The organism is Micromonospora sp. NPDC018662 (assembly GCF_044391475.1).
In the GTDB taxonomy this organism is placed as follows: Bacteria; Actinomycetota; Actinomycetes; order Mycobacteriales; family Micromonosporaceae; genus Micromonospora.
Genome location: NZ_JBISAC010000009.1, coordinates 263846 through 275391, shown reverse-complemented (window position 1 = coordinate 275391; position 11546 = coordinate 263846). Strand labels below are relative to the sequence as shown.

Here is an 11546-nt window from a genome sequence, read left to right as displayed (position 1 = left end):
GGGTCGACAACGGCAACCGGGCCTGATAGACCAGTGCCGGGCCCTCGGCGGGCAGATTGATGTGTGTCACGACCAGCGATCCTCGCCGAGGGCCTGCTTCATGCCTGGATGCCACGCCCGCACACCGGCCAGCACCCGGCAGATGATCACCGCGGAGATCACCACACCCGTGGTCAGCGACTCGACACCCACCACACCATCGTCAAGACCCCCCGACCAGCACAAACAGGATGAGACAAGCTCCGTGAAAGAGGCGCGACGGGGGGTGGGGGTGGGGGAGTGGGGGAGGGTCACTCGGACTCGGCGAGGATGGCGTAGAGCTTGCGCCGGGTCTCGTCGAGCACCTGGGCGGCGCGGGCCCGCTGGTCGTCGGTGCCGGTGGTCATCACCTGTCGCAGCGCGTCCATGGCCTGGGCCCCGGCGTCGCGGATGTCGTGCCAGCTGTTGACGGTCTGCTCGGCGAACTCCGCCCAGGGCGGGGCCTGCGCCGCCTGCGCCGCCTCGGCCTGCCCCGGCTCGGTGAGGGCGAACCGCTTGCGCCCGCCGTCGGAGTCGGGGGCGGTGGCGATGAGGCCCTCGTCCTCCAGCAGTTGCAGGGTGGGGTAGATCGATCCGGGGCTGGGCCGCCAGGCCCCGCCGGTGCGGGCGTCGATCTCCTGGATCATCTCGTAGCCGTGCATCGGCCGCTCGGTGAGCAGGGCCAGCACCGCGCCGCGCACGTTCGGTCGCCGGCCGCGACCCCGGCCACCCCGGCCGCGCCCGTGACCGTGCGGTCCGGGCGGGAACGGCGGCGGACCCGGCGGTACGGGCGGGAAGCCGAAGCCGCCGTGGCGGCGCATCTCGTCGTGCATGGTGTGCACGTGTCGGCGGAAACCCATCGGGCTCTCCTTCGCTAGGTGTATCGCTGATGCATCAACGATATATCGGCAACGCATCGCCGACAAGACGCGATCCGGAATCATCGCGGTGCCCGGTCGGCCCACCGGCTCCCCGGTGCATCTGGCAGGCTGGTAACCGTGCTCACGATGCCGGTACGCCAACTGGGGGAGTCGGAGCGCCGTTCGGTCGAGCGGCTGCTCGACCTCGACCCCTACGCCGGCGCGCAGGTCGCCGAGCGGGTCGCGGCGCGCGGGCTGGCCTGGTGGCGGGCCGAGGCGCGGATCCTCGGCTACGGCTCCCGGCGCAACCTGGAGTCGATCTGCTGGCTGGGCGGCAACCTGACCCCGGTGCTCGCGTCCGGGTCGGCGGTGGCCGCGTTCGCCGAGCAGTTGGGCGAGGAGGATCGGCTCTGCTCCTCGATCGTGGGCCGCGCCGACGCCGTGCTCGGTCTGTGGGACCGCCTCTCCGTGCACTGGGGGCCGGCCCGGGACGTACGCCCGAACCAGCCGTTGCTGGCCACGGACGCGCCGCCGCCGGTGGCGCCCGACCCGCACGTGCGTCGGGTCCGGGTCGGTGAGGTCGACCGGCTCTTCCCGGCGGCGGTGGCGATGTACACCGAGGAGGTCGGCATCTCGCCGCTGGCCGAGGACGGCGGGCGCGGCTACCGGCGGCGGGTGACCGAGCTGGTGCGCGCCGGTCGGGCCTACGCCCGGTTCGTCGACGGCCGGGTGGTCTTCAAGGCCGAGTTGGCGGTGGTGACCCGGCGCACCGCGCAGGTGCAGGGCGTCTGGGTGGCGCCCGAGTGGCGCGGCCGGGGCATCGCGACCGCCGCGATGGCCGCGGTGGTCCGCGACGCGCTGGCCCGGGTCGCGCCCACGGTCAGCCTCTACGTCAACGACTTCAACCGGCCGGCCCGGCGCGTCTACGAGCGCTGCGGCTTCCGCCCGGTCGGCACGCTCGCCACCGTGCTGTTCTGAGGATCACTCCGCCCCGCGTTGCCCCGAACCGGACACCCGGCGCTATGCTGGCCATGTTTTTATACTGACTGGTCAGTCTAGAAGGGTGCCATGACAATCGTCGAGGCAAGCGGGCTGGGACTGCGGACCCGCCGGGGCTGGGTCTACCGGGACGTCGACCTCACCGCCGGACGCGGTGAGCTGCACGCGGTCACCGGCCCACCCGGCAGCGGTCGCACGTCGCTGCTGCTCGCCCTCGCCGGGCGCTTCCCGCACAGCCACGGCGAGCTGCGCCGCCGCGGGCCGGCCGCGCTCGGCCAGGTGGCCGGCGTGCACGAGCCCGACCCGACGCTCACCGTCGCCGAACACCTCACCGAACGCCTGCTGCTGCTCGGGCCGGTGCCGCGCCGCCGCCGGCAGCTCGTCCCGGTGGCCGCGCTGCGGGCCCGCCGCGCCTACCGCCGCGACGCCTACGCCGCCGCCATCGCCGGCGCCGGCTTCACCGACGCCCCGCTCGACCCCGACCGGTACGGCCGCGACCTGACCCCGGTCGAGCGGCAGGTGCTCGGGCTGGTGCTGGCCGGCCTCGGTGGCCCCAGCCTGATCGTCGCCGACGACGTGGACGCCGGCGCCGACCGTCCCGAACGGGAGTGGATCTGGGCCGCGCTGGAACGCCTCGCTGGCCAGGGCTACGCGGTCGTCGCCAGCGCCCGCGCCGTCGAGCCGGGCGTCGCCGCCACCGTGCACCGCATCGGCGACCCGGCCCTGCCCACCACCGCCCTGACCGTTCCCGCCGAGGTGACCGCATGAGCATCCTGCGACTGGCCCTGTTCGAGCTGCGCCGGATGACCCGGGGCCGGCTGCCGCGCGCCGCGCTCGCCGTGCTCACCGTCGTCCCGCTGCTCTACGGCGCGCTCTACCTCTACGCGTTCTGGGACCCGTACGGGAACCTCGACCGGATTCCGGTCGCGCTGGTCAACGCGGACCGGCCGGCGAAGGCCGGCGACGGCAGCGAGGTGCACGCCGGCCGGGACCTCGCCGACGAACTGATCGACCGCAAGGTCTTCGGCTGGACGGTCACCGACCAGGCCGACGCCACGAAGGGCCTCCGCGACGGCCGCTACCACCTGGTCTTCTCCATCCCGGCCGACTTCTCGGCCACGCTCGCGGCCAGCCCCGAGCCGGACCGGCCGGCCCGGCAGGGCGAGCTGAAGGTGGTCAACGACGACGCCACCAACTACCTCTCCGGGCTGCTCGCCCGCTCGGCGTTCAGCGAGATCCGGGCCGCCGCCGCGGAGAGCACCGCCGCCTCGTACTTCGACAAGATGCTGATCGGCTTCACCGACGCCAAAGCCGAGACCGGCCGCGCCGCCGACGGGGCCGGAAAGATCTCCGACGGGCTCGACGCCTCCCAGCGGGGCGCCGGGCAGCTCGCCGACGGGCTGGGCAGCGCCGAGAACGGCGCCGGGCAGCTCGCCGGCGGGCTGAACACGTCGGTCCAGGGCGCCGACAAGCTGGCCAAGGGGCTCGACCAGTTGCAGACCGGAGCCGCCCAGCTCGCCGACGGCGCCGGCCGGGCCGCCACCGAGACGAAGGCCGCCGCCGCCACCGTCGACGCCGCCGCCGACAAGTACGAACCGGTGCTGCGCCGCAACGCCGACAGGATCCAGCAGGCGGCCACCGCGGTCGCCACCGGCGCGCAGCAGCTCGCCGCCGGCCTGGACGCGCTGCCCGCCAAGGCCGACGAGGTGGTCAGGCTGGCGCAGCAGATCTCCGACCGGCTCGACGCGGTCGCGAAGGAACACCCCGAGCTGGCCGACGACCCGAACCTCGCCGCCGCCCGCACCGCCGCCGACCGGGCCGTCACCCAGGCCAAGGCGCTGGCGTCCGCCGTGGACAAGTCCGACCTGGCCGCGTTGAAGAAGCAGATGACCGAGGTCGCGAAGACTGCCCGGGAGGTGGCCGCCGCCGCGCCGCACCTGGCCGACGACGTCGCCGCCGCCCGCGCCAAGGTCGACGCGCTGGCCAGCGGGCTCGGCACGCTGGCCCAGGGCAGCGCCAAGCTCCGCGACGGGCTCGGCGACGCGTCCACCGGCGCCGACCAGTTGCGCGGTGGCCTCTACCAACTGTCCACCGGCGCCCGCGCGCTCGACGGCGGCCTGGCCCGGCTCGGCACCGGCAGCACCTCGCTCGTCGACGGGCTGAGCAAGCTGGAGGGCGGCGCCGGCGACCTCGCCGACGGGCTCGCCGCCGGGGAGAAGAAACTGCCCGGGTACGACGACGCGGCCAGTCGCGCCGACGTGCTCGGTGACCCGGTCGGCCTGATCCGCGACGCGCAGCACCCGGCCGGCTCGTACGGCGTGGGCTTCGCCCCGTACTTCCTGGCGCTGGCGCTCTGGGTCGGCGCGATGATCACGTACATGCTGTTGCGGCCGGTCAACCGACGGCACGTGATGTCCGGCGCGCCCGGCTGGCGGGTGGTGCTCGCCGGCTGGCTGCCGGCCGCCGCGATCGGCCTGGCCCAGGTCGCCGTGCTCTACACCGTGGTGACGCTGGCCCTGGGGCTCGACCCGACGCACGGCGCGGCGACGTTCGGGCTGCTCGCGCTCACCTCGCTGGCGTTCACCGCGATCATGCAACTGCTCGGCGTGGCGCTCGGCCCGGCCGGCCGGCTGGCCGCGCTGGCGCTGCTGATGCTCCAGCTCACCTCGTCCGGCGGCACCTACCCGGTGCAGACCTCGCCGGGCTTCTTCCAGGCGATCCACCCCTGGCTGCCGATGACGTACGTGGTGGGCGGCCTGCGGCACACCGTCAACGGCGGGCCGGCCGGCCCGGTGGTCACCGCGGCGCTGGTGCTGCTCGCGTTCGGCCTGGGCGCGCTGGCGCTCACCGTCGGCTCGGCCCGCCGGTCCCGCCGGCTCACCCCGGGCAAGCTGCACCCCGAACTGACCATGTGAGGATGGGCCGGTGACGGACGGACGGACCCGCCGGCGGGAGGACACCCGCCAACGACTCTTCGTGGCCGCGGTGGACCTGATCGCCGAGCAGGGCTTCTCGGCGACCACTGTGGACGACATCGCGGCCCGCGCCGGGGTGGCGAAGGGGACCGTCTACTACAACTTCGAGTCCAAGACGGTTCTCTTCGAGGAGCTGCTGCGACACGGCATCGGCCTGCTCACCGCCGAGTTCCGGGCCGCCGTCGACGGGCTGCCGCCGCGCGAGGCGCTCGCCGCGCTGGTCCGCGCCGAACTGGACTACATCCGCCGCTACCGGGCCTTCGCCCAGCTCCTGCTCTCCGAGATGTGGCGCACCAACCGGGAGTGGCAGCAGACGTTGCGGCTGCTGCGCGGCGAGGCGATCGAGGTGATCGCCGAGACGGTCCGGGCCGGGGTGGACAGCGGCGACCTCCCGGCCGACCTGGACGTGCGGACCGCCAGCTCGGCGCTGTTCGGCGTCGGGCTGGTGGTGGCCGTGGACTGGCTGGTGTTCCAGCCCGAGCGGCCGATCAGCGACGTGCAGGAGGCGCTGCTCGGCATCGTCCGCCGCGTCGCCCGGACCTGACCGGAACGCGGTAATTCGGTTGAACCACGCCGGTCCGACGGGAAGGCTGGGTGCACCGCCCCCACCCGTCCGAGTCCGGAGGACCGTCCCATGCGCCTGCTCCGAGACCTCTGGGCCACCGCACCCCGGCGGATGGCGGCCGTCCTGCTGTTGATCGTGCTGGGCGCCGGTGGCCAGGCCGCCGCCTCCGCGCTGGCCGGGCCGGTGCTCGTGCACCGCTCGTCCGGCTGGTTCGTCGCGCTGGCCGTGGCGCTGGTCGCCGCCGTCGTCACCGACCTGCTGATCGGGCTGATCATGGCCCGGCTCACCGCCGACTGGTCCGCCGACGTGCGTCGCCGGCTCTGCCGGGTCGCGCTCGGGCAGGAGCTGCCCGCCCTGGAGACCACGCCGGTCGGCGAGCTGCTCGACCGGATCGACAACGACGTCTACCAGGTCGCCGCCGAGATGCGGAACACCGGCGTACGGCTGGCGCAGGGCATCGCCGTCTGTGTGCTCGCCACCGTCAGCGCGCTCGTCGTCTGGTGGCCGGCCGGCGTCGGGATGGTGCTGCTCACCACGCTGCTCGCGGTCGCGCTGCGCCGGCCCACCGCCCGCATCGCCCCGGCCCGGATGGCCGAGGAGGAGGCCTGGTCCGACCTCGCGGCCGTGATGGAGGAGGCGGTGCACGGGCAGGACGACGTGCGCACCAGCCTCGCTCGGCCGTACGTGCTGCGGCTCTACGCCCGCCGCGCGGCCGAGGTGGTCGCGCGCTGCGGCCGGGTGTTCCGGCTCTCCGCCCGGGTCACCTCGGTGGCCGCCGGTGGCGTCCGGGCCGGCATCGCCGGTGTGGTGCTGGCCGGCGCGTGGGCGCTGTCCACCGGGCGGGTCGACGCCGCCCGGCTCACCGCCGTCTGGCTGCTCGCCATCGCATTCGGCGCCACCGTCGAGCACATCGCCCGCTGGGTGCCGCACCTGCAACAGGCGTTCGGCGCGTGGGCCCGGGTGCAGTTGCTGGCCGGCGCGCGGCAGGAGCCGGCCGGCGGGGCCGCCCCGACCGACGGCGACCTGAGCGTGCGCGGGCTCACCTTCCGCTACCCGGCCGCCGGGGAGGAGCGCGGCCCGGCGCTGCGCGACGTGCGGCTCGACTTCGTCCGCGGGCGCTCGTACGCGCTGGTCGGGCGCACCGGTTCGGGCAAGTCGACGCTGGCCAAGGTGCTCACCCGGGCCGTGGAGGTGCCTCGTGGCACCGTCTTCCTGGGCGACACCGACCTGGTCGACCTGGACGTCGAGGAGCTGCGCCGGTGGATCGCCGTGGTGCCCCAGCGCACCGAGATCCTCGCCGGCACGCTCGCCGAGAACGTCGCGTTGCACGACCCGGAGCTGCTCGACGCCGCCGAGCGGGCGCTGGCCGAGCTGGGCCTGGCCGGCTGGATCGCCGAGCTGCCCGACGGCGTGCACACCCGGCTCGGCGAGGGCGGGCACGTGCTCTCCGCCGGCCAGGAGCAACTCGTCGCGTTCGCCCGCATCCTGGTCCGGGACCCGCACGTGGTGATCCTCGACGAGGCCACCGCGCGACTCGACCCGGTCACCGAGAACCGGGTCCGCGAGGCCACCGAGCGGCTGCTCACCGACCGGATCGGCATCGTCATCGCACACCGGCTCTCCTCGGTGCGCCGCTGCGACGAGGTGGTGGTGATGGCCGACGGCGCGGTGCTGGAGGCCGGCCCGATGCGCGAGTCCGCCCGCTTCGCCGAGCTGCTCGCCACCAGCCACGCCGGGGCGTACGCCGGCACCGGCGCGCGGCGCGGCGGCGTGGAACTGCTCGACGCGCCCGGCTGGGCCGACGAGGCGGTCGTCGCGCCGGTCCCCGCGCCGCGTCGCGCCGGGATGCCGCGCGCCGAACCGCCACCGGCGCCGCCCGCGCCGTCCGCGCGGACCATGCGCGAGATCCTCCGGCTGGGCTTCAACGATCCCCGGTACGGCCTGGCCGCGATCGGCCTGTTCATCGTGCTGACGCTGCTCGGGCTGGACGGTTCGGTGCTGCCCTGGCTCTGGGCCGAGCTGGTCGCCGGCGGCGACCCGTGGCTGCCGGCGCTCGGCATCGCCGCCGCGCTGCTGCTGGCGCTGCCGCTGCCCTACCTCACCAACCTGTGGTTCCCGCAGTGGTGGATCCGGCAGATGCTGCGGATCAGCGCCCGCCTGGTGCACGGGCAGACCGGCCCGCGCCGGGTCAGCGGGCACACCCCGGCCGAGGTGGTCGCGCAGGGCGGCGACACGGACCGGGTGGTGCAGCTCGCCGACAACCTGATGGACCAGTTCATCTCGCTGGCCATCGTGCTCACCATGACGCTGGTGACCGGCAGCTTCGTGCCGGCGCTGTTCTTCGTCGGCACGATGGTGGTCTCCGGGCTGGCGGCGACGCTGTTCGGGCCGCGGCTGGAACGCACCGCCGCCGGCACCGTGAAGGCGCGTGCCGCGTTCGCCACCGCGCTGGTCTCCGCGCTCTCCGCCGCCCGCACGGTGAAGCTGGCCGGCGCCACCCGGCCGGTGTTGACCCACCTCGCCGGGCTGGACGCGGTGCGCAGCGAGCGGCAGCGCCGGGAGATCGCCATGCAGGTGTGGGCCCGCTCCACCCCGGCGGTCGTCAGCGGGCTGCTGCCGATCGGGGCCTGGGCGCTCTACCTGACCGGCGGGCTCTCCGCCGGCGCCACCCTGGTCGCGGTCTCCACGCTGGGCGCGGCCCGCTGGTTCGCGTGGACCACCGCGGCGCTGGTCTCGCAGTACCCGTCGGCGCGGGTGTGGACGCGGCGGACCGTGGCGATGACCGGGACCACCAACTACTCCGAGCCGGTGCCCGGGCTGGACCTGGTCGCCGGCACCGCGCCCGCGCCCGAGCCGCCGCCCCGGCATCCGTTGCGCCGGCTGGAGCTGGCCGGCTTCGGCGCGCTGCACTCCGACGGCACGCTCGCCGTCCGCGACGTCGACCTGGTGGTCGAACGCGGGCAACTGGTGCTGGTGGTCGGCCCGGTCGGCGCCGGCAAGTCGTCGCTGCTGCGCGCGCTCGCCGGGATCGTGCACCACGTCGGCGCGTTGCGCTGGAACGGCGAGCCGGTCACCGAGCCGGAGCTGTTCCTGCGCCCCAACCAGGTCGGCTACGTGGGGCAACTGCCCCGGGTGCTCTCCGGCACGGTGGCCGAGAACATCGCGCTCGGCCATCCGGTCGACGCCGCGAGCGCGGTGTCGACCGCCCAGCTCGACCACGACCTGGCCGCCGCCGGAGGCGGGCTCGGGCTGCTCATCGGGCACAAGGGCACGCGGCTCTCCGGTGGTCAGCTCCAGCGGCTGGCGCTGGCCCGGGCGCTCGCCCCGCGTACCGAACTGCTGGTCGCCGACGACGTGTCGTCGGCGCTGGACGTGACCACGGAGCTGGCGCTCTGGGCGGCGCTGCGCGAGCACGGGGTGACAGTGGTCGGCTCGACCGCCAAGCGCGCCGCGCTGGTCCGTGCGGACCACGTGGTGGTGCTGGTCGACGGCGTGGTCGCCGAGCAGGGCGCCTGGTCCGACCTGGAACCCCGCTGGAACCACCTGGCCGGCTGACCTCCCGCCCCGCCCTTCCCGGGCGGGGCGGGAGACCGTCAGAAGGCGCGGGTGTACTGGTCGGGCCAGGCGGGGGTGGCGCCGAGCTTGGCGGCGGCACGGCGCGGCCAGTACGGGTCGCGGAGCAGTTCCCGGCCCAGCAGCACCAGGTCCGCCTCGCCGCCGGCCACGATCTGCTCGGCCTGCTCGGGCTCGACGATCAGACCGACCGCGCCGGTCGGCACGCCGGCGTCGCGACGGATCCGGGCGGCCAGCGGCACCTGGTAGCCGGGGCCGACCGGGATCGACGCGCGGGCGGCCGCGCCACCGGAGGAGGCGTCGACCAGGTCCACGCCGGCGGCGGCCAGCTCACCGGCGAGCACCACGCTGTCCTCGATCGTCCAGCCGCCGTCGGTCCAGTCGGTGGCGGAGATCCGGGTCAGCACCGGCACCGCCTCGCCGACCGCGGCGCGGACCGCGCGGGCCACCTCCACGGTGAGCCGCATCCGGCCGGCCCGGTCACCGCCGTAGCCGTCGGTGCGCCGGTTGGTCAGCGGGGACAGGAACTCGTGCAGCAGGTAGCCGTGCGCCGCGTGGATCTCCACCGCGGCGAAGCCGGCGTCCAGCGCCCGCCCGGCGGCGACCGCGAACGCGTCCACCACGGCCGCGACGCCGGCCTCGTCGAGCGCGGCCGGGGTGCGGTGGTCGGGCAGGAACGGCTCGCCGCCCGGGCCGACCGGCGTCCAGCCGCCCTCGGCGTCCGGCACGCCGCCGCGCCGCTCCGCCCACGGCCGGTACGTCGAGGCCTTGAACCCGGCGTGCGCGAGCTGCACGGCCGGGACCGCGCCCTGGCCGGCGACGAACGCGGTGACCGGCCGCCATGCGTCGACGTGCGCGCCGGACCAGAGCCCGACGTCCTGCGGGGTGATCCGCCCCTCGGGCACCACCGCGGTCGCCTCGGTGAGCACCAGCCCGGCCCCGCCGACCGCGCGGGAACCGAGGTGGACGCGGTGCCAGTCGGTGGGCAGCCCGTCGGGCCCGGCACTGTACTGGCACATCGGCGCCAGCGCGATCCGGTTGGGCAGCGTGACGCCGCGCAGGGCGAGCGGGGTGAACAGGGCGCTCATGCGGTCCTCCTCCGGGCCGGGCTTCATGGTGCGTTTCCTACCGTGTGTCAGGCGGGTACGGGGGCGAGCCGCTCGTTCTCCCGCTCGGCGGGCTCGACCGGCTCGATCAGGTCGCGCTTGCCGGCCGAGTCGTACGCGGCCCGGTCGAGCGTGCCCTCCCGGGCGGCCACGATGGTCGGCACCACGGCCTGTCCGGCCACGTTGGTGGCGGTCCGCATCATGTCCAGGATCGGGTCGATCGCCAGCAGCAGACCGGCGCCGGCCAGCGGCAGGCCCAGCGTGCTCAGGGTCAGCGTGAGCATCACGATCGCGCCGGTCAGGCCGGCGGTGGCGGCCGAGCCGACCACCGAGACGAACGCGATCAGCAGGTAGTCGGTGACGCCCAGGTCCACGCCGAACACCTGCGCCACGAAGATCGCGGCGAGCGCCGGGTAGATCGCGGCGCAGCCGTCCATCTTCGTGGTGGCGCCGAACGGCACCGCGAAGGAGGCGTACTCGCGGGGGACGCCGAGGCGCTCCACCGAGCGCTGGGTCACCGGCATGGTGCCCACCGAGGAGCGGGACACGAAGGCCAGCTCGATGGCGGGCCAGGCGCCGGCGAAGAAGCGCAGCGGGTTGAGCCGGCCGGCGGCGACCAGCAGCACCGGGTAGACCACGAACATCACCAGGGCGCAGCCGACGTAGACGGCGGTGGTGAACTTGGCGAGCGGGGCCAGCAGGTCCCAGCCGTACGAGGCGACGGCGTTGCCGATCAGGCCCAGCGTGCCGATCGGGGCGAGCCGGATGACCCACCACAGCGCCTTCTGCACGATCGTCAGGACCGAGCGGTTGAGCTGCACGAACGGCTCGGCGGGCTCGCCGACCAGCAGCGCGGCGGCACCCACCACCAGGGCGAGGAAGACGATCTGGAGGACGTTGCCCTCGACGAACGCGCCGACCGGGTTGGTGGGGACGATGCCGGTGAGGAAGTCGATCCAGGAACCGGTGGTCTTCGGCGCGTTGGCGCCGGCCGGGTCCAGGTTCACGCCGCGGCCGGGGTCGGTGAGCAGGCCCAGGCCGATGCCGATGCTCACCGCGATCAGCGCGGTGATGCCGAACCAGAGCAGCGTCTTGAGCGCCAGCCGGGCGGCGTTGGCCACGCCGCGCAGGCTGACCACGCTGACCACGATGGCGGTGAAGACCAGCGGCGGCACGGCCAGCTTGAGGAGCTGGACGAAGAGGCCGCCGACGGTGTCGAGGGTGCTGGTCAGCCAGGCGAGGTCGTTGGCGCGGGCGACGAAGCCGAGCGCCACGCCGAGGACGAGGCCGAGCAGGATCTGCACGGAAAAGGGAATCTTGCGCAGGGCGGAAGCCATGAGGGCGGGTCCAAGGTCTGGAGAGGGAAGGGCGGGCGTCGGGGAGCGGAGCTACGCCGGACAGACGCCGCTGGCCTGCCGTCGAAGGTCGACGTACAGGCGCTCGGTGAGGC

At 74.8% G+C, this 11546-nt stretch carries 9 protein-coding genes; 5 read left to right on the top strand and 4 right to left on the bottom strand.

The genetic code is table 11. From position 1 onward, the window contains the following. Nucleotides 1-66 precede the first annotated feature (66 nt). Nucleotides 67-192 (bottom strand): hypothetical protein, encoded by a 126-nt coding sequence (locus tag ACH495_RS24645; protein WP_396860057.1) that lies wholly within the window; start codon nucleotides 190-192, stop codon nucleotides 67-69. 98 nt (nucleotides 193-290) lie between these two features. Then, a complete protein-coding gene (locus tag ACH495_RS24640; RefSeq protein WP_396860056.1) occupies nucleotides 291-878 on the bottom strand; it encodes a PadR family transcriptional regulator in 588 nt (195 codons plus the stop codon). A gap of 138 nt (nucleotides 879-1016) precedes the next feature. Here ACH495_RS24640 and ACH495_RS24635 point away from each other — a divergent pair, with 138 nt between their 5' ends. From ACH495_RS24635 to ACH495_RS24615, 5 genes are all read left to right on the top strand, one after another. Beyond that, entirely contained in the window at nucleotides 1017-1856 is an 840-nt protein-coding gene (locus ACH495_RS24635) for a GNAT family N-acetyltransferase (protein ID WP_396860055.1), read from the top strand. 90 nt (nucleotides 1857-1946) lie between these two features. Beyond that, nucleotides 1947-2645 (top strand): ATP-binding cassette domain-containing protein, encoded by a 699-nt coding sequence (locus ACH495_RS24630; protein ID WP_396860054.1) that lies wholly within the window; start codon nucleotides 1947-1949, stop codon nucleotides 2643-2645. After that, nucleotides 2642-4792 (top strand): YhgE/Pip family protein, encoded by a 2151-nt coding sequence (locus ACH495_RS24625; protein WP_396860053.1) that lies wholly within the window; start codon nucleotides 2642-2644, stop codon nucleotides 4790-4792. The genes ACH495_RS24630 and ACH495_RS24625 overlap by 4 nt, the downstream gene beginning before the upstream one ends. 10 nt (nucleotides 4793-4802) lie before the next feature. Continuing rightward, complete coding sequence (locus tag ACH495_RS24620) at nucleotides 4803-5396, top strand: TetR/AcrR family transcriptional regulator (protein WP_396860052.1); 594 nt, start codon at nucleotides 4803-4805, stop codon at nucleotides 5394-5396. A 90-nt stretch (nucleotides 5397-5486) separates the two neighbouring features. Further along, nucleotides 5487-8972 (top strand): ATP-binding cassette domain-containing protein, encoded by a 3486-nt coding sequence (locus tag ACH495_RS24615; protein WP_396860051.1) that lies wholly within the window; start codon nucleotides 5487-5489, stop codon nucleotides 8970-8972. A gap of 38 nt (nucleotides 8973-9010) precedes the next feature. On the opposite strand, the gene ACH495_RS24610 is transcribed toward ACH495_RS24615, so the two are convergent. Both ACH495_RS24610 and ACH495_RS24605 read right to left on the bottom strand, forming a co-directional pair. Further along, complete coding sequence (locus ACH495_RS24610; RefSeq protein ID WP_396860050.1) at nucleotides 9011-10078, bottom strand: NADH:flavin oxidoreductase/NADH oxidase; 1068 nt, start codon at nucleotides 10076-10078, stop codon at nucleotides 9011-9013. A 47-nt stretch (nucleotides 10079-10125) separates the two neighbouring features. Next, the gene (locus ACH495_RS24605; RefSeq protein ID WP_396860069.1) at nucleotides 10126-11421 is read right to left on the bottom strand and encodes a dicarboxylate/amino acid:cation symporter; all 1296 of its coding nucleotides are present in this window, start codon (nucleotides 11419-11421) and stop codon (nucleotides 10126-10128) included. Nucleotides 11422-11546: the final 125 nt, after the last annotated feature.

Bases quoted from the DNA above. Each gene is read 5' to 3' on its own strand.
- ACH495_RS24640 (WP_396860056.1), bottom strand. From the start codon at position 878: ATGGGTTTCCGCCGACACGTGCACACCATGCACGACGAGATGCGCCGC.
- ACH495_RS24630 (WP_396860054.1), top strand. From the start codon at position 1,947: ATGACAATCGTCGAGGCAAGCGGGCTGGGACTGCGGACCCGCCGGGGC.
- ACH495_RS24625 (WP_396860053.1), top strand. From the start codon at position 2,642: ATGAGCATCCTGCGACTGGCCCTGTTCGAGCTGCGCCGGATGACCCGG.
- ACH495_RS24615 (WP_396860051.1), top strand. From the start codon at position 5,487: ATGCGCCTGCTCCGAGACCTCTGGGCCACCGCACCCCGGCGGATGGCG.
- ACH495_RS24610 (WP_396860050.1), bottom strand. From the start codon at position 10,078: ATGAGCGCCCTGTTCACCCCGCTCGCCCTGCGCGGCGTCACGCTGCCC.